The organism is Streptomyces sp. NPDC030820 (assembly GCF_055572075.1).
Window position 1 is genome coordinate 35,690 of the sequence record NZ_JBVIEB010000018.1, and the last position, 24,951, is coordinate 60,640.

Below are 24,951 nucleotides of genomic sequence, written 5' to 3' on the forward strand. Positions count from 1 at the left end.
TTCGCGCAGTGTGTGGCGTGTGCCACTCACTGGACCGCGTCCCATGGGGAACAGTGCTGGGTATGACTCAGCTCGGTCTGCCCGACACCATCCAGGCCTGTCTGTTCGACCTCGACGGGGTCGTCACCAAGACGGCCGTCGTACACGCCGCCGCCTGGAAGGAGACGTTCGACGCGTTCCTGCGGGACTACGCGGGAGAGCAGGGGCGGCCGTTCGACGCGGTCGCCGACTACGACGAGTACGTCGACGGGCGCCCCCGCGCCGACGGCGTCCGCGCCTTCCTCGACTCGCGCGGCATCCACCTGCCCGAGGGCACCCCGGAGGACCCGCCGGACGCACCCACCGTGCACGGCCTCGGCAACCGCAAGAACGTCCTGCTGCTGGAGCGGATCCGCACCGGTGGCGTGGAGGCCTACGAGGGCACCCTGCGCTATCTGGAGGCGGTCCGTGCCGCAGGGCTGCGCACGGCGATCGTCTCCTCCAGCGCCAACTGCCGTGACGTGCTGCGCGCCGTCGGCGCCGAGCACTTCTTCGACGTACGGATCGACGGTGTCGTGGCTGCCGAGCGGCATCTGCCGGGCAAGCCGCACCCCGACACCTTCCTCGCCGCCGCCCACGACCTGGACGTCGAGCCGTCCCGGGCGGCCGTCTTCGAGGACGCGCTGGCCGGCATGGACGCGGGCCGCGCGGGCGGCTTCGGATATGTCGTCGGCGTGGACCGCGTCGGCCAGGCCGAGGCCCTGTACGCGCACGGCGCGAGCATCGTGGTGCAGGATCTGGCCGAGCTGGGAGGCAAGCAGTGATCACCGACCGGTCGTACAGCGTGGAGCCGTGGGCGGTCCGGGAGACGGCCCTCGATCTCGATGTGCTCGCACAGAGCGAGTCGGTGTTCGCGCTGTCCAACGGGCATATCGGCTGGCGCGGCAACCTCGACGAGGGCGAACCGCACGGCCTGCCCGGCAGCTACCTCAACGGCGTGCACGAAGTGCACCCGCTGCCATATGCGGAGGCCGGCTACGGCTACCCGGAGTCCGGCCAGACGGTCATCAACGTCACCAACGGCAAGATCCTTCGGCTGCTGGTGGACGACGAGCCGTTCGACCTGCGCTACGGCCGGCTCGTCTCCCACGAGCGGGTCCTGGACCTGCGGCGCGGGGTGCTGGAGCGGACCTGCGAGTGGACCTCCCCGGCGGGCTCCACGGTCCGGGTGCGCTCCACCCGGCTGGTGTCGCTGACCCAGCGCGCGGTGGCCGCGGTGGCCTACGAGGTGGAGGCCGTCGGCGGCCGCAGCCGGGTGGTGATCCAGTCCGAGCTGGTCGCCAACGAGACCCTGCCCGGGTCGAACGGCGATCCGCGGGCGGCCATGGCGCTGCAGGCACCGCTGGAGCAGGAGGACCACTTCGCCTCCGGCAGCCGGCTGCGGCTGGTGCACCGCACCAGGCGCAGCGGCCTGCGGGTGGCGGTGGCCGCCGACCATGTCGTCAGCGGCCCCGAGCGCACCACCACCCGCGGCGAGAGCGGCGCCGACGTGGCCCGGCTGACGGTCACCTCCGTGCTGGAGCCAGGGCAGATCCTGCGGGTGGAGAAGCTGGTCGCGCACGGCTGGTCCGGCACCCGTTCGCTGCCCGCGATGGCCGACCAGGTCGACGCCGCGCTCGCCGCCGCCGCGCACGACGGCTGGCAGGGCCTGCTGGCGGACCAGCGGGCCTGCCTCGACGACTTCTGGGCCCGCGCCGACGTCGAGGCGGAGGGCGACGAGCAGGTCCAACAGGCCGTACGCTTCGCCCTGTTCCACGTCCTGCAGGCCGGGGCCCGTGCCGAGCAGCGCGCCATCCCGGCGAAGGGCCTGACCGGCTCGGGCTACGACGGGCACGCCTTCTGGGACACCGAGATGTTCGTGCTGCCCGTGCTCGTCCACACCGCGCCCGCGGCGGTCGCCGAGGCGCTGCGCTGGCGGTACAACACCCTGGACGAGGCCCGCGAACGCGCGGCCCAACTCGGGCTCGGCGGCGCCGCGTTCCCGTGGCGGACCATCGCGGGACCGGAGGGCTCGGCGTACTGGCCGGCCGGCACCGCCGCCTTCCACGTGAACGCCGGCATAGCCGACGCGGTGGTCCGGTACGTCGAGGCCACCGGCGACACCCTGTTCGAGCGCGAGGCCGGCGTGGAACTGCTGGTGGAGACGGCCCGGCTGTGGCGCTCGCTGGGACACCACGACGGGCACGGCGTCTTCCACATCGACGGCGTCACCGGCCCCGACGAGTACAGCGCGGTCGCCGACGACAACACCTACACCAACCTCATGGCCCGGCAGAACCTGCTCGCCGCGGCCGACGCCGCCGAACGCCATCCGCGTGAGGCGGCCCGGCTCGGCGTGGACGAGGAGGAGAGCGCGGCCTGGCGGGACGCCGCCGAGGCCATGCACGTCCCCTACAACGACGAACTCCGCGTCCACGAGCAGCACGCCGGGTTCACCCGCTACCAGCGCTGGGACTTCGCCGGCACCCGCCCCGAGCAGTACCCGCTGCTGCTGAACTTCCCCTATTTCGACCTCTACCGCAAGCAGGTCGTCAAGCAGGCCGACCTCGTGCTGGCCATGTACACCTGCGGGGACTTCTTCGACACCGGACACGCCGAGGAGGACGCCGAGCAGGTCGCCCGGAACTTCGCCTACTACGAGCCGCTGACCGTGCGGGACTCCTCCCTGTCGGCGTGCTGCCAGGCCGTGATCGCCGCCCAGACGGGCCATCTGGACCTCGCCTGGGCCTACACCGCCGAGGCAGCCCTGATGGATCTGCAGGACCTGGAGCACAACACGCGCGACGGGCTGCACATCGCCTCACTGGCCGGTACCTGGATGGCGCTGGTGGCGGGCTTCGGCGGAATGCGTCGCGACGGCGAGCGCCTGCGGTTCGCGCCGCGCCTGCCCGAGCGGCTGAGCCGGCTGGCCTTCAACGTCGAGTTCCGCGGCCGGCGACTGCGCGTGGACATCGGCGCGGACAAGGCGACGTACGCGCTGCTGGACGGGCCGCCGTTGACCCTGCGGCACCATGGCGAGCGGCTCACCGTGAGCACCGATGAGCCGGCGGTGCGGGCGGTGCCACCGGCCGGCCGCCGACCGACGCCCGAGCAGCCGCTGCACCGGGCGCCGAACGGGGGTTGAGCCAGGCGCCCCGCAGGGCCGCGGGGAACCGCGCGACCAGCCACGACGGCGCGGCAGACGACCGACGGCACATCCCGGCACCTCGGGCGGTTCGGTGGCCCTCTCAGTTCAGCACGCCCGACAGCTGCCGCAGCAAGTCACCCGTCGCGTCGGCCGCGAGCAGCGCGGACAGGGTGCCCAGGAGGAGGACGGCCGCCGCGGCCGGCCACAGCCGTGGGGGCGGGCTGGTCTGCAGGGCCGCGATCCGGCGGGTGACGGCGCGGTCGGTGAAGTGCAGGGCGCAGGCGGTGCGGGCCCGGCCGGCGGTGAGCGCGGCCCGGGCCAGCGCCCGGGCGGTGGTCCCCCGGTCGCCGACCGTGGCCGCCGCCTGCTCGTCCGCCCACCGCTCCACGAGGAAGCCGACGGCCTTGCGCACCGGACCGAGCAGCGGGTCGGCGGCCGCCGCGAGCGTCGCCGCCGCGACCAATGGCCCGTGCCGGTGGGCGAGATGGGCGCGCTCGTGCGCGAGGAGCACCCGCCGCTCGGCGGGCTGGAGCGCGCGCAGCATCGCCGAGGTGACCAGGATCCGGCCCGGCCGGCCCGGGATCGCGAACGCCTGCGGCACCTCGGAGGCGGCGACGATCAGCTCGGTGCCCGCCGGATGTCCCGCGCACAGCCGGCGCAGGGCGCGGCGGGTGCGGCGCTCGGCGCGCAGGGCCCGGTACACCCGTACCGCGATCGCCACCAGCGCCAGGCAGGCGGCGAGGCCGATCGCCTCGGGCACCGGGTCCGTCACCGGATGCCCGTCCTCGCGGGCCTCGCGGATGACCGGCGGCGCGTCCCCGAGGAGCGCTGCGGCCAGCAGGACCAGTGACCAGGTGGTGGCCGCGGCCGTCAGTACGGCCGCCGAGGTGAGCACCCGCGCGGCCAGCGCCGGAGCGACCCGGCGGGCGACCAGCGGGCCGGCCACGGACAGCAGTAGGGACAGCACCAGCGGGGTGTACACGTCGAACCTCATGTGCCGCCTCCGGCGAGCAGTTCGCGCAGCGCCCGTTCCTCCTCGGGACTCAGCCCGGTGACGAACTGCTGGAGCGCGGCGATCGGGTCCGGGCCCCGGTCCAGGGCCTCGTGCATCGCCTCGGCGGTCAGCTCGGCCGCGTTCTTCGCCGGCCGGTACGCGCCGCGCCGCCCGTCGGCGTCCCGCAGCACCAGCCCCTTGTCGTACAGGCGTTTGAGAATGGTGTGCACCGTGTTGTAGGCGAGCGCCCCGTCGATCTCGGCCTGGATCTCGGCCGGGGTCAGCGGCCGCTCGGTGGCCCAGAGTGCGGCCAGTACCTCGCTCTCCAGCTCACCGGCGCTGCGCCGCTCCGCCCTGCCGCGGGACCCTGTGCCAGCCATGTCCCAACCTTACAGCGCGTAGTGCCGTCGGCCGGATGGCCCCATCCTCCCGGCGCGAGGCCCGGGTTCGGGGTAGTTTGGCGGTGTTTTCCCCGACTCCCGTTCGCGACCCCTACAGGTTGTAGGGTGACAAGGGTCCCCACACGCCGCGGGGGCAGAGGGGTGATGATGGCCGGCAGCGCGCATGCCACACTCGCCGGAATCCGGCGCTCGCGCTCGTTCCGCACGTCCGGCGGCCGCCGATCGGTCCGTGCCACCGCCCCGCTCGCGGCCGTCGCCGTGGCCTTCACCCTGGCCCAACTCCTCCTCGTCCGGCCCGGCATGGGCCTCGGCTGGGACGAGACGGTGTACGTCAGCCAGGTCAGTCCCCAGGCCCCCGCCGCCTTCTTCAGCGCACCCCGTGCGCGGGGCGTCCCGCTGCTCGTCGCGCCCGTCGCCTCCTGGTCCACCTCCACGGCACTGCTGCGGGTCTACCTCGCCGTCCTGTCCGGCCTCGCCCTGTATCTGGCCCTGCGCGCCTGGCGCGGCCTGTTCCCGATGCACGTGCTCGCCCTCGCCGGCGCCCTGTTCGCCTCCCTGTGGGTCACCCTGTTCTACGGCCCGCAGGCCATGCCCAACTACTGGGTCGCCGTCGGCGCCCTGGCCGCCGTGGCCTGCTTCCTGCGCGCCCGCGCCGACCGGGCCGACCGGGCCGCCCTGTGGGGCCTGGCGGCGAGTGCCGCGCTCATGGCCCTGATGCGGCCCATGGACGCCGTCTGGGCGGTGCTGCCGCTCCTCGTCCTCGGCCTCGCACGCCGCCACTGGCGGGCGCTCGCGGTGCTGCTCGCCGGGCTCGCGGCCGGCAGCGCCGAGTGGGTCATAGAGGCGTACGCCGGTTACGGCGGCCCGGAGCGCCGGCTGTCCGAGGGCTCGGAGATCCAGGGCGGTCTCGGCTGGCATTCCGCCGTCGTCGACCAGCTGCGCAGCCTCGGCGGCCGGGCGCTGTGCCGGCCGTGCACCGGTCACGTCCCCAACCCGGTGGTCACCCTCTGGTGGTTCGTCCTGCCCCTGCTCGCCGTGCTCGGGCTCGTCGTCGCCGTCCGCGCCGGGCGTACGACGGCCACGCTGCTGCCGCTCGCCTGCGCGGCCACCGCCGCCTTCCCCTATCTGTTCATGATCGGCTACGCCGCCCCGCGCTTCCTGCTGCCGGCCTACGCCCTGCTGGCACTCCCGGTCGCCGGCGCCCTGGCGTACCTGTTCGCCGCGCCACCCCGGCCCTGGCGCCCGGTCGTCGCCACACTGCTCTGCCTCGCACTCGCCGCCCATCTCGCGGTGCAACTGGCCGTCCTGGAGAACACGGTCCGCAACGCCACTGCGGACCACCGCGGCTGGTCCCGCACCGCCGCCTCCCTGCACCGGCTCGGCGTCCGCCCGCCCTGCCTGCTCACCGGGGACGGGGCGATCCCCGTCGCGTTCTACACCGGCTGTGCCTCGGCCGCGACGGCCGGGCACAACGCCAACAGCACCGAGGAGGCCATCATCGGGACCGCCCGCCGGATCCCGGTCGCCGTGCTCGTGCCCGACGGCACCAGGCCGCCGGGATACGCCCGCGACTGGCCGTCCGAACCGGTCGACGGACAGCGGCTGTACTACTCCGTACCCAGGGGCGGCCGATGACGTCCCCGCTCCCTACCGGGGAACGGCCGATGGAGTCCCCGCCGGAACTCGCCACGTCCCTGGGACGTCGGCACGCCTTCTGGCACGCGGGCGTCCTGCTCGCCGTCCTGCTCGGCGGGCTCTACCTGGCCCGCCGGCACTGGCCCGCCCTGGAGAGCGGGGCAGGGCGGCTGGCCGGCGCCGACCAGGGCTGGCTCCTGGTCGGCGCGACGGCGGCCGTCGGCACCTGGGCGGCCTCGGCGCTCGCCCAGCAGGGCGCGGTGCTCCGACGGCTGCCGGGACACCGGCTGGTCGCCGCCCAGTTCGCCGCCTCCGCCGCCAACCATCTGCTGCCCGCCGGGCTCGGCGCGGGCGCGGTGAACCTCAGGTTCCTGATGCGCTGCGGACTGCCCGCGGGCCGCTCGGCCAGCGCCCTCGCCGTCAAGGCCACCGCAGGTGCCACCGTCCGCCTGGCACTGATCGCGCTGCTCGCCCCCGCCTGCCCGGGACTGCTGCATCCGCCGCACCTCACCCCGACGACCCTCGCCGTCGCCCTCGGCGGACTCGTGCTCCTCATGGCCCTGCCGGCCACCCCCTGGTGGGCGCGCTGCCGACGGGCCCTCACGGCCGTCCTGGCCGACATCCGTGCCCTGCACACCTGCCCGGCGCGAGCGGCGGCCCTGTGGGGCGGCTCCCTCGCCTTCGCCGCGCTGCACTCGCTGGTCCTCATCGCCGTCACCCAGGCGGTCGAACTGCCGTTGCCCGCGCTCCAGGTGGCCCTGCTGTACCTCGCCGCCAGCAGCGCCGCCGCCCTGCTGCCCACCCCGGGCGGCCTCGGCTCCCTGGACGCGGCGCTCGCCCTCGCCCTCACCGTCTCCGGCGCCCCCGGCGCGGCCGCCGCCTCCGCCGTGCTCGGGTACCGGCTGCTGACCGTGTGGCTGCCCCTGCTTCCGGGGCTGCTGGTGCTCGGCGTGCTGGTGCGGCGCAAGGCCCTGTGAGGGACGGGGAGTTTCCCGCACGCCCGCCACAGGTAGGAGTCGGGTGTCGATGCCGTACAGGAGGGGGAGAGCCATGTCGGGGAACGACACAGCGGGGCTGCCGGGCGAGGCGTTCTTCCTGATCGTGACCCGCAAGGACGTCACCGACGAGCGTCCGGCCGAGCAGGGCGTCTGACGGCGGTCGTCCCGCGGGCGGGGTGACCACGCACCTCGCCGCGGGCGGAGCGGGCCGGGCGGGGCGCGGCGTGCGTGGCCGTCGTACGGCCGTAGCGCACAGTCGGCTGCCGCTCGTGCCGCAGCACCGCGCCGCCTGGTCCGTCATCCACCGCACGCAACTCCTCGCCCAAGGCGGACCGCCTCGGGCCGTTGCGCCACCGCCTCATGTCAGGCGGTGGCCGATCCCGCGTGCCGTGGCGATGGTCCGCTCGCTGCCCGCTGTGCGCAGCTTGCGGCGCAGCCGGGTCAGATACTGGTCCAGCGTGTTGTCGCTGACCTGTGCCCCCTCCGGCCAGCCCGCGCGGAGCAGCTCGCGGCGGCGCACCAGCTCGCCGCCGGCCGCGCTGAGCGCCGCCAGCAGCCGGAACTCCGTCGGTGTGAGATCGACGCGCCTGCCGGACACGGTGGCGCTGTGCCGGACGGCGTCCAGCACCAGTCCGCCACCGTCGGCGGCGGACGCCACCGGGCGCGCGGCCCGGCGCAGGGCCGCGCGCAGCCGGGCGGCCAGCTCGGCGAGGTGGAACGGCTTGGGGAGATAGTCGTCCCCGCCGGCCGAGAAGCCGGACAGGCGGTCCGTGAGTCCCTGCCGCGCGGTCAGGAAGAGGACCGGGGCCAGGAAGCCGTTGGCCCGCATCGCCTGGCAGACGTCGCGGCCGTCGGCGTCGGGCAGCCCGACGTCCAGCACGACGGCGGACACGTCCGGTGTCGCCAGCCGCAGTGCGGTGGCGCCGTCGCCGGCGCAGACCGTGTCGAAATCCTCGTCCTGCAGACCACGGCGCAGCACGTCACGCAGGGCGTGATCGTCCTCGACGATGAGGATCCTGGGGCGCATGTCTCTCCACCGGCCCGTCGGCCGCGTTGTTCGGGTGGGATATGCCCCGCTCCGGGGCACGGGGGAGGTATCGCCCGGGCAGCCACCGGGCCACCACGCAGACGAAGACACCGAGCCAGCCGACGGCGAGCAGCCAGCCGCCGACCACGTCGGTGAACCAGTGCACGCCCAGGAAGACACGGGTCAGCCCGACCCCCGCCCCCCAGCACGCGACCAGCAGACACAGCACGGTCCGGCCGCGCGGGGCCCGCAGGCACAGGGCCGTGATCAGCAGGCCTGCCGTCAGCGCGGCCGTGGTGGTGTGACCGGAGGGGAACGACCAGCCGGAGGCCTGGGTCTGCCAGTCGTACTGCGGCGGCCGGGCCCTGGCGACCAGCTCCATCACGCCGTACCGCACCGCCTGGCCCGCGCCCAGGCAGACCGCGGCGAGCGGCACGGTCACCAGCCGCTGCCGCCCGGTGCGTCCCACGATCAGCCCGGCCAGGACCACCAGGACGTACGGCACGACACCCGTGCCCGTGTCGGTCAGGCCGCGGGCCACCGCCACCGCGACCGGCGGGCGATGCCCGACGGACCAGGACAGCAGGCCCCGGTCCGGGGCGAGCGGGCCGCCCTGGTCGCTCACCACCACGGCGGCCAGCACCGCGAACGCCATCCAGGCGCCCAGGGCCACCGTGCCCGCCGACTCCGCGAGCCTTCCGGGCTTCATAGGGGTGTCGCCACCAGCAGCGGGCGCAGCCGGGTCCTCGCCGGATGGTGCACCCCGACCCACACCCCGGAGGCCGCCATGGCGAGTGCGCACACCGAGACGAGGGGGCCCGGTCGCCGGGAGGCGAAGAGCAGGGCGACCGCTGCGGCGAAGGCCACGACCACCGCCACCGCCACCGGCACGGTCAGCGCCGTCATCACGGCTGCGTTCGCCCCGTCGCGGCGGGCCCGCCACCAGCCCGCCGCGTCGCGGCAGCACGACCCGTCGGCCGAGGAGGCGGACAGAGCGGACGTCATCAGCGGGTCTCCCTGGCCGCCCTGCGGGAGCGCAGCACCTCGGCCGCGAGCGGGAGAAGGGACACGACGACGATCAGCGCGATCAGCGGAAGCAGGTACTTGTCGATGCTCGGGATCGAGGAGCCCAGCGCGTATCCGGCGAGCGTGACGCCGAGGCTCCACACGAGCCCGCCCGCCACCTGCCAGAGGGTGAAGGTCCGGGCCGGCACCTCGAGCGCGCCCGCCAGCGGGTTCAGCACCGTGCGCACCACCGGGATGAAGCGGGCCAGCACGATCGCCTTCGCGTGGCCGTACCGCTCCAGGAGCTCCTCGGCGCGCTGTGCGCCCTCGCGCAGCTTCGCCGACCGGCTGCGGGCCAGCAGCGCGCCGCCCGCCTTCCGGCCGAGCAGGAACCCGCACTGCGCGCCGGCCAGCGCGCCGACGGCCGCCGTGACGAGCAGCGGCCCGAGCGAGAGGTGCACCCCGCTGTCGGACCTGCCCGTGCACAGCAGCCCCGCCGTGAACAGCAGGGAGTCTCCGGGCAGGAAGAACCCGATCAGCAGGCCCGTCTCCGCGAAGAGCACCACGCCGACGCCGAGCACACCGAAGGCGGCGAGCAGCGAATGGGCGTCGAGCACGTTGACCGCGAGCTGCGACGCCAGGTGTGGGGGAGTGGCCATTCGCCGTACGCCCTTTCCTTCGACTGTGACTTCGACTGTGACTGTGCGACTTCGACTTCGACTTCGGCAAGATCCGACTACACATTTGTAGACGGTCTACCGACCTGTCGACGAACGGAGAGTGGCGAACGTTCCCGGACTTTGCCTGTCCATTGCCGCTTTATGACCGGCCGACTACATGACCATGGTCATGATGGTCCGCGAAGGTAAGGTATGCCTTCACTAACTAGCAGGGAGGGCAGCAGGGCATGTGGGACGACGCGTTTCCGAGTTTCCTGATCGGACTCAGGGAGGGACTGGAAGCCGGACTCATCGTCTCCATCCTGGTCGCCACCCTGGTGCGGGCCGAGGCTCGCTCGCGGCTGCCCCAGGTGTGGACCGGCGTCCTGGCCGCCGTCGCCGTGGCGATGAGCTTCGGCGCGGTGCTCACCTTCACCGCGGCCTCCATGCCGCAGACCGCCCAGGAGGCGTTCGGCGGCACCCTCAGCGTGATCGCGGTCGCGTTCGTCACCGCCATGGTCTTCTGGATGCGCCGCTCGGCCCGCAGCCTCTCCGGCGAGCTGAAGGAGAAGGTGACCGGCGCCCTCGCCATGGGCTCGGGTGTGCTGGTCCTCACCTCGTTCCTCGCGGTCGGCCGTGAGGGCCTGGAGACCGCCCTGTTCCTGTGGACCACCGCGCAGGCGGCCGGCGAGTCGGCCGGACCGCTGACCGGCGCCGCCATCGGCCTGGTCCTCGCGGCGGGCCTGTGCTGGGGCCTGTACCGGCGCGTGCTGAAGATCAACCTGACGAAGTTCTTCACCGCCACCGGCGCCGTGCTGATCGTCATCGCGGCCGGTGTCCTCGGCTACGGCCTGCGCGATCTCCAGGAGGGCGGCGTGCTGCCCGGGAAGACGGCCTTCGCGGTCGACCTCGCGAGCAGCGTCGACGCCGGTTCCTGGTACAGCACCCTGATCCAGGGCGTGCTCAACCTCACCCCGACCATGACCTGGCTCCAGGCCGTGGCCTACGTCGCCTACCTGGCGGCCGTGATGACCCTGTTCGTGCGCGGCGTGCGGACCACGGCTCCGAAGCAGGCGCAGGAACGCCCCGAGCGCGAGCCGCAGGCCGTCCGGCCGCAGCGGCGCCGGCCGGTCTGGGTGGTGCCCGCCGCGGTGGTGGCCGTACCCGCCGTGATCGCCGGATTCGTCGTCGCCCTCTCCCGGCCCAAGCCCGCCGGGGACCAGACCGTCGCCGTCTCCGAGACCGAGTGCGGCAAGGGCTTCACCGCGCCGAAGCCCGGCCGGCAGACCTTCCAGATGCAGAACACCGGCAGCAAGACCTCCGAGGTGTATCTGATCGACCCGTCGACCAGCGCGGTCTACGGCGAGATCGAGGGCCTCGCCCCCGGCACCACCCGCGACCTCGTCGCCACCGTCGCCGGCGGCACCTACGCCTGGCGCTGTGTCCCCACCGGCGGCAAGGCCGTCACCTCCAAGTCGGTCACCGTCAGCGGCGGCGGCGCGGCCAAGCCGGTCGTCCCCGTCTCCGAACAGGACCTCGCCGCGCCCCTGAAGGCGTACAAGGCGTACGTCGGCCAGGGCCTGGCCACCCTCGTCGGCCAGACCAGGACCCTCGCCGACGACATCCGGGCCAACCACCTGGACAAGGCCCGCACCGACTGGCTCACCGCACACCTGACCTACTCCTCGCTCGGCGCCGCCTACGGCACCTTCGAGGACTTCGACAAGAAGATCAACGGCCGGGCCGACGGACTGACCGACGGCGTGAACGACAAGGACTTCAGCGGCTTCCACCGCATCGAGTACGGCCTGTGGCACGGCCAGTCGGCCAAGGAGCTGACCGGCCCCGCCCAGCAGCTCGCCACCGACTCCGCCGGACTGCAGAAGGCGTTCCCGAGCCAGGACTTCGACCCGGGCGACCTGCCGCTGCGCGCACACGAGATCCTGGAGAACACCCTCCAGTTCGAGCTGACCGGCGACACCGACGAGGGCAGCGGCACGGGCCTCGCCACCGCCGACGCCAACCTCGCCGGCACCCGCGAGCTGCTCACCGTCCTCAAGCCGCTGCTCACCAGCCGCGCGCCGAAGCTGCTCCCGACGGTCGACGCCGACATCGCCCGTGTGCAGAAACTCCTGGACGCCGCCCACGACGGCAGCCACTGGACCCCCGTCGACCGGCTCGCCCAGGCCGACCGGCAGCACCTCAACGGCGCCACCGGCCAGCTGCTGGAAGACCTCGCCCCGATCCCGGACCTGCTCGAGATCCGGAAGTCCGCCTGATGTCCGAAGCCCGCCCGATGATGTCCGCGCACCCGCACCCCGAAGGGAACCCTGCGATGTCCACTGCCGAACCGTCGGCCTGCCCCGTCGGCCCCGCCCGCCGCTCCTTCGTGCGGACCGCGCTGGGCGCCGGTGCCGCCGGAGCGGTGCTGGCCGGCGGCGGCTTCGCCCTCGGCGAGAGCGGCGGCACCGCGCAGGCGCAGTCGGCGAACGCCGACGGCACGGCCAAGGTCCCCTTCCACGGGGCCCACCAGGCCGGCATCGTCACCCCGGCACCGGCCGCCGCCACCTTTGTCTCGCTGGACGTCATAGCCGACGACCGCAAGGGCCTGACCGACCTGCTGAAGACCATCACCGAGCGGGCCCGCTTCCTCACCTCCGGGGGCGCCCCCGCCGACCTGGGCGTCGGCGCGCCGCCCTCCGACAACGGCATCCTCGGCCCCGAGGTCCCCTCCGACGGTCTCACCGTCACCGTCGGCGTCGGCGCCTCCCTGTTCGACGACCGCTACGGCCTCGCCAAGGCCAGGCCCGCCCGGCTCACCCCGATGCGGACCTTCCCCAACGACAACCTGAACGCGGCCGAGTGCCACGGCGACCTGTCCCTGCAGATCTGCGCCCAGAGCCAGGACACCGTGCTGCACGCGCTGCGCGACATCGCCCGGCACACCCGCGGCGCCATGCAGATCAAGTGGCGCATCGACGGCTTCCAGAACGCACCGCGCCGCACCGGCGCCCAGCGCAACCTGCTCGGCTTCAAGGACGGCATCGCCAACCCGGACGTCACCTCCGCCCGCGAGACGGACAAGCTGATCTGGGTCGGCGACGGCCAGGGCGAGCCCGCCTGGACCAAGGGCGGCAGCTACCAGGTCATCCGGATCATCCGGATGCTGGTCGAGTTCTGGGACCGGGTCTCGCTCACCGAGCAGGAGAAGATGTTCGGCCGCCGCAAGGACACCGGCGCGCCTCTCGACGGGGCCAAGGAGACCGACATCCCCAACTACGCCAAGGACCCGCACGGCACCGCGATCCCGCTCGACGCCCACATCCGCCTCGCCAACCCGCGCAAGGCACAGACCGACAGCTCCCGCATCCTGCGCCGCGGCTACAACTACGACCGGGGCGTGGACAGCGTCGGCAACCTCGACATGGGCCTGGTCTTCTGCTGCTACAACCAGGACGTCAAGCGCCAGTTCGAGGCGGTGCAGACCCGGCTGATCGACGAGCCCCTGGTGGACTACATCTCCCCGACGGGCGGCGGCTACTTCTTCGCCCTGCCCGGCGTCCGGGACACCAAGGACTGGCTGGGCCGGGGCATGCTCTCCGCCTGACGGGCACCCGGCGACCTTATTGCACATCTGTTGCAGGTGCGGTTTGATGGCGCACGGCTGTGCTGTGCAGCCGTACCCGCACCACAGAAGGATGCCCCTCCTGATGACGGCCGCCCCTGGTTCCGCTCCGTCCCTCCCCGCCCAGGCCGACGCCAAGCGCTCGGCCTGGCAGCGTGTCCGCGGCTCCATGACGCGGCAGGAGTGGATCAGGGTCGGTTCGATGGCCGCCTTCGTGCTCGCCCTGCACATCATCGGCTGGGGCACCCTGGTCGGGATCATCGCCCCGCAGCACTTCAGCGTCGGCACCCAGTCCTTCGGCATCGGCATCGGCGTCACCGCCTACACCCTCGGCATGCGGCATGCCTTCGACGCCGACCACATCGCGGCGATCGACAACACCACCCGCAAGCTGATGGGCGAGGGACAGCGCCCGCTGTCGGTCGGCTTCTGGTTCTCCCTCGGCCACTCCAGCATCGTCTTCGGCTTCTGTCTGCTGCTCTCGCTCGGCATGAAGACCCTGGCCGGCCCGGTCCGCGCCGACAACTCGCACCTCCACGAGGTCACCGGCCTCATCGGTACGACGGTCTCCGGCACCTTCCTCTACCTCATCGCCGGCATCAACCTCGTCATCCTGGCCGGCATCTGGAAGGTCTTCCGACAGATGCGCTCCGGCGCCTACGACGAGGCCGCGCTGGAGACGCAGCTGAACAACCGCGGCTTCATGAACCGCCTGCTCGGCCGGGTCACCGGCTCGATCAGCAAGCCGTGGCAGATGTACCCGCTGGGCCTGCTGTTCGGCCTCGGCTTCGACACCGTCACGGAGATCGCCCTGCTGGTCCTCGCCGGCTCCGGCGCCGCCTCCGGCCTGCCCTGGTACGCGATCCTCTGCCTGCCCGTCCTCTTCGCGGCCGGCATGTCCCTGCTGGACACCATCGACGGCTCGTTCATGAACTTCGCCTACGAGTGGGCGTTCTCCAAGCCGGTCCGCAAGGTCTACTACAACCTCACCATCACCGGCCTGTCCGTCGCCGTCGCCCTGATCATCGGCACCGTCGAACTCCTCGGCCTCCTCGCCGACAAGCTCGGCCTGCACGGCGCCTTCTGGGACTGGATCTCCGGCCTCGACCTCAACACCGTCGGCTTCGTCATCGTCGGCCTGTTCATCGCCACCTGGGCCGTCGCCCTGCTGGTGTGGAAGGCGGGCCGCATCGAGGAGAAGTGGACGGACGGCCTGGCCACGGCGGAGCAGTCGGGGTCCTGACCGGGGGTTAGCCACCCGCCTGGCGGGAAACGCGGACCGGGACCGCCCGCGAGTCCAGAGGGAGGCGACCATGAGCGACCAGCAGTCCGAGCAGAGCCCGATGGCGGACGACGCCTACCAGCCCACCGGAACCAACGAGGAACAGCAGGACGCCGGTCCCCTGGACCTCCAGGACGCGGTCGACGAGCGCACCTACGACGACGTCCTCGACGAGGGCTACTCCCCGCCGGAACGCCCCCTGGCCGTCACCAAGCACGGCACCACCGCCGCCGAGCAGCACGCCGGGGAGACCCTGGACGAACGCCTCGCCCAGGAGGTACCGGACGTGACCGCACCACCGGGCGACGACATCGGCGACCTCCCCGGCGGCGAGGGCGAACCGGTCGACCCCGAGGCCGGCGAGTCCCGCGCAGGCCGCCTGGTCGCCCCGGACGAGGGCGCGCACACCGACACCGTCAAGGAAGAGATCGCCCGGGACGTGGGCATCGACGGCGGAGCGGCGGGCGCCGAGGAAGCGGCCGTTCACGTGGTGGAGGAGGAAACCTGAGCCTCTGGGCGGACGGGACTGGTCCCACCCAGGGGCGCGGGGGTGTATCGATATGCGGCTCCGCCGCGTGGGGGCGACCAGCCACGCACCACCCGCACCCGGCGACGAATCCGCACCTCCAACGGCGCTACCCCAACCGGTCAACCTGGCGGAGCCGATTCGTCGCGTCCAGCGCAGCGACCTTGTACGACTCGGCCAGCGTCGGATAGTTGAACACCGCGTTGACCAGGTAGTCCACGGTCCCCCCGCAGCCCATCACCGACTGCCCGATGTGAATCAGCTCCGTCGCGCCGGAGCCGAAGCAGTGCACCCCGAGCAGTGTGCGGTCGACCGGGGAGACCAGCAGCTTCAGCATGCCGTGCGAGTCCCCGATGATCTGCCCGCGGGCCAGCTCCCGGTACCGGGCCACACCCACCTCGAACGGCACCCGGTCCTCGGTCAGCTGGTCCTCGGTCCGCCCGACGAAGCTGATCTCCGGGATCGTGTAGATCCCGATCGGCTGCAGATGGTGCATCCGCGCCACCGGCTCCCCGCACGCGTGGTACGCCGCCGCCCGGCCCTGCTCCATCGAGGTCGCCGCGAGCGCGGGGAAGCCGATGACGTCACCGACGGCGTAGATGTGCCCCACCTCGGTGCGGTAGTGCTCGTCCACCTCGATCCGGCCTCGCGCGTCCGCCGCCAACCCGGCCCTGTCCAGGTCGAGTTCGTCGGTGAGGCCCTGCCGGCCCGCCGAGTACATCACCGTGTCCGCGGGGATCTTCTTGCCGCTCTCCAGCACGGTCAGCGTGCCCCGCGGATGGCGTTCGACGGCGGCGACCGTCTCGCCGAACCGGAAGGTCACGGCCAGGTCCCGCAGGTGGTACTTGAGCGACTCCACGATCTCGACGTCGCACAGGTCCAGCATCCCGGGCCGCTTCTCCACCACCGTCACCTTGCTGCCCAGCGCGGCGAACATGGAGGCGTACTCCATGCCGATCACGCCGGCACCCACGATCACCATGGACCGCGGCACCCGCTCCAGCGAGAGCACGTTGTCGGAGTCCATGATCGTCCGCCCGTCGAACTCGACCGTGTCCGGGCGGGCCGGCCGGGTGCCGGTGGCGATGACGATGTGTCCGGCGCTCAGCCGCCGTTCCCGGCCGGAGACCTCGGACAGCGCGACGGTGTGCGGGTCGGCGAAGCGGGCCGTGCCGGCGTACACGGTCACCTGGTTGCGGGCGAGCTGGCTGCGCACGACGTCCACCTCGCGGCCGACCACGTGCCGGGTGCGCGCGGTCAGATCGGCGACGGTGATGTCGTCCTTCAGCCGGTAGCTCTGCCCGTACATATCGCGCTGGGTGAGACCGGTCAGGTACAGCACCGCCTCGCGCAGGGTCTTGGAAGGGATGGTTCCGGTGTGCAGGGAGACCCCGCCGAGCATGTCGGGGCGGTCGACGACGGCGACCCGGCGGCCCAGCTTGGCCGCGGCGATGGCGGCCTTCTGACCGCCGGGTCCGGATCCGATGACGAGCATGTCGAAGTCGAAGTCGGGCACCTTCGGGAGTCTGTCAGCCCTCCGGCCCGCTCCGGAAGGGATCGCCGCCGTCGAAATCCCCGGAGCCGCGGGGGAGTTGCCGCCGGTGCCGGCTTCTGTCGCCGCGCCGGTGCCCCGGGAGGACAATGACGCCATGGGCCAGCGATCCGGCGACGTGAGCTGCCCCGCCCGGCTGGCCGGTCCCGACGAGGGGATCGGTGCCGACGAACTCGCGCTCGCCACCCGCAACCACGGTCTGCCCCTGGAGGCGCTGCGGCACGACGTCACCCCGCCCGGACTGCACTACGTCCTCACGCACTACGACATCCCCTACGTGCCGGACGCCGGTGCCTGGCGGCTGACCGTCGACGGCCAGGTGCGCACCCCGCTCGACCTGTCCCTCGCCGACCTGCTCTCCTTCCCGCAGGTGACCACCCGGGTGACCATGGAGTGCGCGGGCAACGGCCGGGCCCTGCTCACCCCCCGGCCGGTCAGCCAGCCCTGGCTGGTGGAGGCGGTCGGCACCGCCGACTGGACCGGCGTGCCGCTCAGGCTGCTGCTCGCCGAGGCGGGCGCGGACCCGGCGGCCGCCGACGTCGTCTTCACCGGCGCCGATCACGGAGTCGAGCGCGGTGTCGAGCAGGACTACCAGCGCGCCCTCCCCCTGGCCGTCGCCGCCGGAGACGATCCGGCGGTGCTGGTCGCCACCGCGATGAACGGCGCGCCGCTGCCGCCCCAGCACGGCCGGCCGCTACGGCTGATCGTGCCCGGCTGGTACGGCATGGCCCAGGTGAAGTGGCTGCGCTCGGTCACGGTGAGTGCCGTACCGTTCACAGGCTTCCAGCAGTCGGTCGCGTATCGGATCAGGCGTACCGCCGACGAGCAGGGCGAGCCGGTCACGCGGATCGCGCCGCGCGCGCTGCTGGTCCCGCCGGGGTTTCCCGACTTCATGTCCCGGACGCGGGTGCTGCGGCCGGGGCCGGTGCGGCTCTTCGGCCGGGCCTGGTCCGGGCGGGCGCCCGTTTCCGCGGTGGAGGCCAGCACGGACGGTGGTGCCCACTGGGCGCCGGCCCACCTTGAGCCGGCGGCGGACGGGCACAGGTGGGCGTGGCGCCGCTGGCATCACGACTGGGTCGCGGTGCCCGGCGAATACGCGGTGGGCGCGCGGGCGACCGACGCCGGTGGTCGCAGCCAGCCACTCGACCAGTGCTGGAACCGGGGTGGTTTCGGCAACAACGCGGTGTGCTGGGTGCGGGTGGTGTGCGTGGCCGACGACCACTCGCCGTAGGGGGATCGCGGCCCGCGGCGGGGCCGCACATGAATACGGCCCCGCGCGTCGGCTGACGTGCCCCCGTTGGCAATGAGCCCTCTGTTTCCCCGGACCGCCCTACGGCATCAGCCTCTCGATGGCTGTCGGGCCCTCCTTCTCCATCTTGCGGCGTGCCCAGTCGAGGTTCTTCGGTGTGACGTCCCTGCCCGCCGCCATCACCAGATCCTCCGGGGTGACATCCCTGGAGGGTGCGGAGTGGAGCAGGGCGTCCGGGGTGCAGTGGTCGTCGGACGACCGGGACTCGTCGGGTGTGATCGTCGACATGATGCCTCCTCCTCGGTCCGGATGACCGCATCCGTGCCGGTGCCGCCGAACGGGGCACACTCTCACCATTCCCCGCAGCGCCTTCCCACGCCACCCGAGAGCACTCGCACCTAAGCTGGAAAACATCTCGCACCGCCCACCGGGAGGCCGCAGATGGCCGAGACCCCGTTTCCCGAGGACGTCCGCTCCCACCCCCGCTACCTGCCGATCGCCGAGCACGGACTCATCGGCGACCTGCGCAGTGTGGCCCTGGTCGGCACGAACGGCACGATCGACTGGTACTGCTGTCCGTCCTTCGACTCCCCGAGCGTCTTCGCGGCCGTCCTCGACGCCGAGCGCGGCGGCTGCTTCGAGCTGGCCGCCGCCGTACCCGCGCGGACCAAGCAGTTCTACTTCCCCGACACCAACGTACTGATCACCCGGTTCTTCACCGAGGACGGCGTCGGCGAGGTGCAGGACTTCATGCCGGTCACCTCCGACGACGCGGCCGGCCCGGGCGAGGAGGGCCGGCACCGGCTGATCCGGCGCGTGGTCTGTGTCCGCGGCACCGTACCCTTCCGGGTGCTGGTCGCCCCGCGGTTCGACTACGGCGCGGCCCCGCACACCCTGCTCACCATGGGCGGCACCATCGTCTTCGAGTCCGCCGAGCGGTCCCTGGCGCTGATCTCCACGGTCGAGCTGGAGTGCGACGACCGGGACGCGCGCGGCGACTTCAAGCTCGGCGAAGGCGAGTCGGCGGTGTTCGCCCTCGACCAGGTGGGCGACGCGGTGGCCCCCCGCGGCTGCGCCCACGCCGAGGCCGAGCACCAGTTCAACGCCACGGTCGCCTACTGGCGGCACTGGCTGCACCAGTCCCGCTACCGGGGCCGCTGGCGCGAGATGGTGCACCGCTCCGCCCTGACCCTGAAGCTGCTCACCTACGCCCCCACCGGCGCCATCGTCGCCGCCCCCACCACCAGCCTGCCCGAGCAGCTCGGCGGCGAGCGGAACTGGGACTACCGGTATGTGTGGGTGCGGGACGCCGCCTTCGCCGTGTACGCGCTGCTGCGGCTCGGTTTCGCCGGGGAGGCGGAGGCGTTCATGCGCTTCCTGACCACGCACGTCAGCCCCTGCGACACGGACAGCCCCGCGCCGCCGCTGCAGATCATGTACGGCATCGACGGCCGCACCGACCTGCCCGAGCGCGAGCTGCCGCACCTGGAGGGTCATCTGGGCTCCGCCCCGGTCCGGGTCGGCAACGACGCCGCCGGCCAGCTCCAGCTGGACATCTACGGCGCCTTGATCGACTCGATCTACCTGTACGACAAGTGGGCGCAGCCGATCTCCAGCCGCCAGTGGGACGACGTGTGCCGCCTGGTCGACTGGGTCTGCGCCCACTGGGACCAGCCCGACGAGGGCGTGTGGGAGACCCGTGGCGGCCGCAAGAACTTCCTGTACTCGCGGCTGATGTGCTGGGTCGCGATCGAGCGGGCCATCCGCCTCGCCACCCACCGCGGGCTGCCCGCCGACCATCGCCGCTGGCGCCAGGCCCGGGACACCATATACCGGCGGATCATGGACCGCGGCTGGTCCGAGCGCCGGGGCGCCTTCGTCCAGCACGAGGACGGCGATGTGCTGGACGCCTCGCTGCTGATGATGCCGCTCGCCAAGTTCATCGCGCCCACCGACCCCAAGTGGCTGTCCACCCTGGACGCCCTCACCGAGGACCTGGTCTCCGACTCCCTGGTCTACCGCTACGACCCGCAGGCCAGCCCCGACGGACTGCGCGGCGACGAGGGCACCTTCTCCATCTGCTCCTTCTGGTACGTGGAGGCGCTGGTGCGGGCCGGCCGGCTCGACGAGGCCCGGCTGGCCTTCGAGAAGATGCTCACCTACGCCAACCACCTCGGGCTGTACGCGGAGGAGATCGGCCGTACCGGCGAGCAACAGGGGAACTTCCCGCAGGCGTTCACCCACCTGTCCCTGATCAGCGCCGCCTTCAACCTCGACCGCGCCCTCGGCTGACCATCGGGGCGGTGTGTCCGCAGGTCGTACGGGTACCCGTCAGTCTCCGAAAGGAGAACGCCGCAGGGTCGACAGAAGGAGGAGACCCCGTATGACCAGCTCCAGTGAGACAGGTGGCATCACCGGTACCCGCGACAAGAACTACGACCTCATCTGGTACGTCGAAGCGTGCCTGGACAACGCCCTGCGCCTGGAGACGTACATCCAGGACGCCGAACGCGACAACGACCGCGAGCTCATGGACCTGTTCCACAAGGCTCAGGCCGACAGCCGCAAGGGCGCCGAGATGGGCAAGGAGCTGCTGCGCGAGCGGCTCAGCGGCTGACCGCCTCCTCCGCTCAGGCGAAGCGGGAACTCGGGACGGGCCCGGCGGAGGCCACGCGCGCCCGGTCGCCGCGCAGCCAGGTGCCCTTGACGGCGCCGGCGAACGCGGCGAACGGCGCGTCGTCGTCCGCCGGGCCCTCGCCGTCCCCCGGATCGGCGGCGGAGTCGGCGGCCGTCACCTCGGCGGCGAGCTCCGCCTCCGGGCGGTCGTCCGCGGGGCCACGCTCGACGCCGCCGTCGGCGCCCGCGCGCAGCCGCTCACCCCAGGGCGGCACCACCGACTGGGGCAGCAGGCCCACGCTGTCCGGGGTGATCGCGGGCGGGTCCGTCCAGCAGCTCGCGTGCGCGTGCAGCACCTGTCCAGGTACGCGCTCGAAGAGCTGCCCGACGATCTCCGGGCCGCCGTCGTGCGCCGCCAGCCCGTCGAGGTCGTAGGCGACGACCACTGTGTCCGTCCGGCCGGGCGCGAACGGCTCGGCCGGCAGGTCCAGCACCTCGGCCGCGGCGAGACCGAGGATCCGCGAGTCCCGGTCGGGCAGCAGCGACACCGACCGGGGCCGCAGCTCGGTGGCCTCCAGCAGGGTGCGCAGCCGCAGCAGACCGCGCAGACAGCCGCCCGGGGTGTCCTGCAGCCACGCGTAGCGGCCGTGCATGCCCGCGTCGAAGCCGTACGGCGACAGGGTGCCGAGGACCGTGCCGGCGATCACGTACTGCCAGCCGCGCAGATCGGTCAGGTCCAGCGAGGACACCCGCTCGGCGTCGGCCGCGCGCTCCAGCACCCGGCTCTGCCGGTCCCGCGCCGGCTGCCACTGCGCGTCCTCGGGGTCGGTCAAGAGTGCGTGCTGGCGCCGGGCCAGCTCCAGGTCGCCCGCCAGCACGGCGTTGAACACCAGCAGATAGCGGTCCGGCCAGTCCTTGAACGTCCCTTCGTGCCGGACGAGTTCGGTGACCGCCTCGCGGTGCCGGCCCTCGTCCTCGTACGCCGACACCAGTTCCCGCAGCACGACCGGTGAACCGTCGCTGCGGCGCAGTGCCTCGCGGAGCGGCGGGATCGCCAGGTAGGACACGCCGCGTTCGACGCACGCGTACCCGAAGTCGAAGAGCGCCCTGGGGCGTCCGGGGTCGGCGACGAGAGCCGCGGCGGCCTCCGAGAGGTCGTCGAAGCCCGCCGCTGCCGCGGCTCGCCGCACCACCAGGGCCACCTCCGCGAGCGGCTGCTCCTCACCGGCCGCCCGCAACTGCCGCAGCGCACCGGGCACATCCCCCGAGTCCAGGGACTCCCAGGCCTTGACGAGATCGGGCGACTTCGGGCGGCGATTCCTGCGTGAGAACATGCCGGAGATCATCACCCGTCGGCTGACGTGTCCTCAACACAATTCCCGAACACCGTTCCGCGGAGGTCTACGGCACCGGCTGCTCCGCCCAGATGATCTTGCCTTCGGGGGTGTAACGGGTGCCCCAGCGCTCGGCGAGCTGCGCGACCAGGAACAGACCCCGGCCGCCCTCGTCGGTGGTCGCCGCGTACCGCAGATGCGGCGAGGTCGTGCTGCGGTCGGACACCTCGCAGATCAGCGTGCGGTCGCGCAGCAGCCGTACCCCGATCGGACCGCGCCCGTAGCGGATGGCGTTGGTGACCAGCTCGCTCAGGATCAGCTCCGTGGTGAAGTCCAGCTCCTCCAGGCCCCAGTCCGCGAGCTTCCGGGTCACCGCTGACCGCACCTCGGACACCGCCGCCGGGTCGGACGGCACCTGCCACTCGGCGACCCGGTCGGCGCCCAGCACCCGGGTCCGGGCGACGATCAGCGCGACATCGTCGTTCGGCCGGGGCGGCAGCCGGTCCAGCACGGCGCGGCAGGTCTCCTCCGGTGAGGCGCCCGGCGTGTCGCGCAGGGCGCCGCTCAGCAGTTCGAGACCGACGTCGATGTCCCGCTCACGGTCCTCCACCAGGCCGTCGGTGTACAGCACCAGCCTGCTGCCCTCCGACAGCTCCAGCTCGGCCGTCTCGAACGGCAGCCCGCCCAGACCCAGCGGTGGCCCGGCCGGCACCTCCGGGAACTCCACCCGGCCGTCGGAGTGCACCAGCGCGGGCGGCGGATGGCCGGCCCGGGCCAGGCTGCAGTGCCCTGCGACCGGGTCGTACACCGCGTACAGACAGGTCGCGCCGGCGATCGACGCGAAGCCGTCCGCGGCGGCCTCGTCCTGGTCGATTCGGGCCACCAGCTCGTCCAGCAGACCGAGGAGTTCGTCGGGCGGCAGATCCAGCGCGGAGAAGTTGTGCACCGCCGTGCGCAGCCGGCCCATGGTGGCCGCCGCGTGCAGCCCGTGCCCCACCACGTCCCCCACCACCAGCGCCACCCGGGCACCGGACAGCGGCAGCACGTCGAACCAGTCGCCGCCCACCCCGGACTGCGCCGGCAGATAGCGGTAGGCGATCTCCAGCGTGTCCTGCTCCGGCAGCGAGCGCGGCAGCAGACTGCGCTGCAGCGTGACCGCCATGCTGTGCTCGCGGGTGTACCGGCGGGCGTTGTCGATGGACACCGCCGCCCGCGCCACCAGCTCCTCGGCGAGCGCCAGTTCCTCCGAGTCGAACGGCTGCGGCTTCTCCGCACGCCAGAAGTTCGCCACGCCCAGCACCAGACTGCCCGCCCGGAGCGGCACCGTGATCAGCGAATGGATGCCGTACGCCAGGACCCGACCGGTGCGCTCCGGGTTCTGCGCGCGCCAGCCGGGCGCCTCGCGCAGCACGGGCTCCAGGACCGACTGCCCGCTGGTCAGGCTGCGCGCCTGCGGCGAGGTGGCCACGAACCGGATCCGCTCGCCGACCGGATACAGCGGGGAGTCCTCGCGGATGCCGGCACAGGCGGCGCGGCGCAGTGCGGTGCCCGGCTTGGGCTCCTCGCCGTGCAGCACCGCGTCGAACAGGTCCACGGTCGCGAAGTCCGCGAACCGCGGGACCGCCAGCTCGGCCAGTTCCTCGGCGGTACGGGACACGTCCAGGCTGGTGCCGATGCCCACCCCGGCGTCGTACAGCATGTTCAGCCGCTCGCGCGCCACCTCCGCCCGGCCGGACAGGGCGCGCAGCTCGGTGGAGTCGCGCAGCGTGGTGACGCTGCCGGCCGGGCCGCCGCGCAGATCGGTGGGCCGCTGGTTGATGGCCAGCAGCCGGTCCTTGACCAGGTGCACCTCGTCCGTGGCCACCCGGCCCGAGGCCAGCAGCGCCGCCGTCTCGTCGTCCAGGCCCAGCTCCAGCACGCTGCGCCGCTCGGCGTCCTCGGGCAGGTCCAGCAGGCGGTGCGCCTCGTCGTTCGCGAGCAGCAGCCGGCCTTCGTCGCCGACGATCAGCACACCCTCCCGGACCGCGTGCAGCACCGCGTCGTGGTGCTCGTACATCCGGGTCATCTCGTACGGCCCGAGGCCGTGCGTCTGGCGCAGCAGCCGTCTGCTGACCAGGGCCGTGCCCGCGGTGGCCAGCGCGAGCGCCGCCGCTGCCGCCGTGAGCAGCAGGGGCAGCTGCTGCTTGGCGGCACCGCCCACGTGCGCGGTGGTGATGCCCGCCGACACCAGGCCCACCACCTTGCCGGCGGAGTCCTTCACGGGCACCACCACCTGAACCAGCGGCCCTATGGTGCCGTTGACGTGCTCCACGACCGTGCCGCCGGCCTGCGCGGGGCCGATGGTGCCGACGAACTTCTTGCCGATGCGGTTGGGTTTGGGGTGCGTGTAGCGGATCCCGTCGGTGTTCATCACGACGACGAAGTCCACGCCGGTCGCCTTGCGCGTGGCCTCGGCCTTGGGCTGGAGGATGGCCGTCGGGTCCGGGGCGCGCAGCGCGGCCGCCGTGCCCGGCGCGTTCGCGAACGACTGGGCCACGGCGAGCGACCGGTTCTCGGCATCCATGTCGCTGTCGCGCCGCACCTGGAGCACCTGTGCCACCACGGCCGCGACGATCAGCAGCAGCACGATCACCACCTGGAGTACGAACACCTGCCCGGCGACGCTGCGCCCGGTCACCACCGACCGCAGCGCCCCGGGACCGCCGCCGTTCCCGCCCGAGCCCTGCGGCCCCGGGCTCTGCGATGCGCGCGGGGGCCCGGAAGGTCGGGGCGGCCGGGTCGCACTTCGGCCGGGCAGTCGCACCATGTGCCCATGTCTACACTGCCCGGCCCGCTCCGGCGAGACCATCACCCGAGGTGGCTACGGCCGTTCGGCGTCGCGC

At 72.9% G+C, this 24,951-nt stretch carries 21 protein-coding genes; 11 read left to right on the plus strand and 10 right to left on the minus strand.

Features of this window, described 5'->3' with window-relative positions:
- Positions 1-62: 62 nt before the first annotated feature.
- Positions 63-803, plus strand: coding sequence for an HAD family hydrolase (locus ACZ418_RS36610; protein WP_468371561.1), 741 nt, complete (start codon positions 63-65; stop codon positions 801-803).
- A complete protein-coding gene (locus tag ACZ418_RS36615) occupies positions 800-3,163 on the plus strand; it encodes a glycoside hydrolase family 65 protein (protein ID WP_468371562.1) in 2,364 nt (787 codons plus the stop codon). Before ACZ418_RS36610 ends, ACZ418_RS36615 begins: the two co-directional genes overlap by 4 nt.
- Positions 3,164-3,266: 103 nt before the next feature.
- Here the strand turns inward: ACZ418_RS36615 and ACZ418_RS36620 are convergent, their stop codons facing one another.
- On the minus strand, positions 3,267-4,160 hold the full coding sequence (locus ACZ418_RS36620) for a M48 family metalloprotease (RefSeq protein WP_468371563.1): 894 nt from the start codon (positions 4,158-4,160) through the stop codon (positions 3,267-3,269).
- On the minus strand, positions 4,157-4,540 hold the full coding sequence (locus ACZ418_RS36625; RefSeq protein WP_468371565.1) for a BlaI/MecI/CopY family transcriptional regulator: 384 nt from the start codon (positions 4,538-4,540) through the stop codon (positions 4,157-4,159). Before ACZ418_RS36625 ends, ACZ418_RS36620 begins: the two co-directional genes overlap by 4 nt.
- A 168-nt stretch (positions 4,541-4,708) precedes the next feature.
- On the opposite strand from ACZ418_RS36625, the gene ACZ418_RS36630 reads away from it, so the two are divergent.
- Together ACZ418_RS36630 and ACZ418_RS36635 are read left to right on the plus strand one after the other, a co-directional pair.
- Positions 4,709-6,196 carry a hypothetical protein gene (locus ACZ418_RS36630; protein ID WP_468371714.1) on the plus strand — a complete coding sequence of 496 codons (1,488 nt, stop codon included), beginning with the start codon at positions 4,709-4,711 and terminating at the stop codon, positions 6,194-6,196.
- A gap of 29 nt (positions 6,197-6,225) precedes the next feature.
- On the plus strand, positions 6,226-7,173 hold the full coding sequence (locus ACZ418_RS36635) for a lysylphosphatidylglycerol synthase domain-containing protein (RefSeq protein WP_468371566.1): 948 nt from the start codon (positions 6,226-6,228) through the stop codon (positions 7,171-7,173).
- 379 nt (positions 7,174-7,552) lie between these two features.
- On the opposite strand, the gene ACZ418_RS36640 is transcribed toward ACZ418_RS36635, so the two are convergent.
- The 4 genes from ACZ418_RS36640 to ACZ418_RS36655 are packed head-to-tail and all read right to left on the minus strand — an operon-like array spanning position 7,553 to position 9,885.
- Positions 7,553-8,221, minus strand: coding sequence for a response regulator transcription factor (locus tag ACZ418_RS36640; protein ID WP_468371568.1), 669 nt, complete (start codon positions 8,219-8,221; stop codon positions 7,553-7,555).
- Positions 8,175-8,930 carry a phosphatase PAP2 family protein gene (locus tag ACZ418_RS36645; RefSeq protein ID WP_468371569.1) on the minus strand — a complete coding sequence of 252 codons (756 nt, stop codon included), beginning with the start codon at positions 8,928-8,930 and terminating at the stop codon, positions 8,175-8,177. Before ACZ418_RS36645 ends, ACZ418_RS36640 begins: the two co-directional genes overlap by 47 nt.
- On the minus strand, positions 8,927-9,226 hold the full coding sequence (locus ACZ418_RS36650; protein WP_468371570.1) for a hypothetical protein: 300 nt from the start codon (positions 9,224-9,226) through the stop codon (positions 8,927-8,929). Before ACZ418_RS36650 ends, ACZ418_RS36645 begins: the two co-directional genes overlap by 4 nt.
- On the minus strand, positions 9,226-9,885 hold the full coding sequence (locus tag ACZ418_RS36655) for a DedA family protein (protein ID WP_468371571.1): 660 nt from the start codon (positions 9,883-9,885) through the stop codon (positions 9,226-9,228). The genes ACZ418_RS36650 and ACZ418_RS36655 overlap by 1 nt, the downstream gene beginning before the upstream one ends.
- A 248-nt stretch (positions 9,886-10,133) precedes the next feature.
- Here ACZ418_RS36655 and efeU point away from each other — a divergent pair, with 248 nt between their 5' ends.
- From efeU to ACZ418_RS36675, 4 genes are all read left to right on the plus strand, one after another.
- A complete protein-coding gene (gene efeU, locus ACZ418_RS36660; protein WP_468371573.1) occupies positions 10,134-12,164 on the plus strand; it encodes an iron uptake transporter permease EfeU in 2,031 nt (676 codons plus the stop codon).
- Positions 12,165-12,220: 56 nt separating this feature from the next.
- Positions 12,221-13,492 (plus strand): iron uptake transporter deferrochelatase/peroxidase subunit, encoded by a 1,272-nt coding sequence (gene efeB, locus ACZ418_RS36665; RefSeq protein ID WP_468371574.1) that lies wholly within the window; start codon positions 12,221-12,223, stop codon positions 13,490-13,492.
- 103 nt (positions 13,493-13,595) lie between these two features.
- Entirely contained in the window at positions 13,596-14,753 is a 1,158-nt protein-coding gene (gene nicT, locus ACZ418_RS36670) for a Nickel transporter NicT (protein WP_468371575.1), read from the plus strand.
- Positions 14,754-14,823: 70 nt separating this feature from the next.
- Positions 14,824-15,300: a DUF5709 domain-containing protein gene (locus tag ACZ418_RS36675; protein WP_468371577.1), complete on the plus strand. Its 477-nt coding sequence runs from the start codon at positions 14,824-14,826 to the stop codon at positions 15,298-15,300.
- Between the two features lie 127 nt (positions 15,301-15,427).
- Here ACZ418_RS36675 and sthA read toward each other — a convergent pair whose 3' ends face one another.
- Entirely contained in the window at positions 15,428-16,834 is a 1,407-nt protein-coding gene (gene sthA, locus ACZ418_RS36680; RefSeq protein WP_468371578.1) for a Si-specific NAD(P)(+) transhydrogenase, read from the minus strand.
- 133 nt (positions 16,835-16,967) lie between these two features.
- Here sthA and ACZ418_RS36685 point away from each other — a divergent pair, with 133 nt between their 5' ends.
- On the plus strand, positions 16,968-18,101 hold the full coding sequence (locus ACZ418_RS36685; protein ID WP_468371580.1) for a molybdopterin-dependent oxidoreductase: 1,134 nt from the start codon (positions 16,968-16,970) through the stop codon (positions 18,099-18,101).
- A gap of 99 nt (positions 18,102-18,200) precedes the next feature.
- On the opposite strand, the gene ACZ418_RS36690 is transcribed toward ACZ418_RS36685, so the two are convergent.
- On the minus strand, positions 18,201-18,407 hold the full coding sequence (locus ACZ418_RS36690; protein WP_388625588.1) for a hypothetical protein: 207 nt from the start codon (positions 18,405-18,407) through the stop codon (positions 18,201-18,203).
- A gap of 153 nt (positions 18,408-18,560) precedes the next feature.
- Between ACZ418_RS36690 and ACZ418_RS36695 the strand changes: the two genes are divergently transcribed.
- Together ACZ418_RS36695 and ACZ418_RS36700 are read left to right on the plus strand one after the other, a co-directional pair.
- Positions 18,561-20,411 (plus strand): glycoside hydrolase family 15 protein, encoded by a 1,851-nt coding sequence (locus ACZ418_RS36695; RefSeq protein WP_468371582.1) that lies wholly within the window; start codon positions 18,561-18,563, stop codon positions 20,409-20,411.
- A 91-nt stretch (positions 20,412-20,502) separates the two neighbouring features.
- The gene (locus ACZ418_RS36700) at positions 20,503-20,736 is read left to right on the plus strand and encodes a hypothetical protein (RefSeq protein ID WP_450983692.1); all 234 of its coding nucleotides are present in this window, start codon (positions 20,503-20,505) and stop codon (positions 20,734-20,736) included.
- Between the two features lie 13 nt (positions 20,737-20,749).
- On the opposite strand, the gene ACZ418_RS36705 is transcribed toward ACZ418_RS36700, so the two are convergent.
- Entirely contained in the window at positions 20,750-22,069 is a 1,320-nt protein-coding gene (locus ACZ418_RS36705) for a tetratricopeptide repeat protein (protein WP_468371583.1), read from the minus strand.
- 67 nt (positions 22,070-22,136) lie between these two features.
- Positions 22,137-24,875 carry a SpoIIE family protein phosphatase gene (locus tag ACZ418_RS36710; protein ID WP_468371585.1) on the minus strand — a complete coding sequence of 913 codons (2,739 nt, stop codon included), beginning with the start codon at positions 24,873-24,875 and terminating at the stop codon, positions 22,137-22,139.
- Between the last annotated feature and the right edge of the window lie 76 nt (positions 24,876-24,951).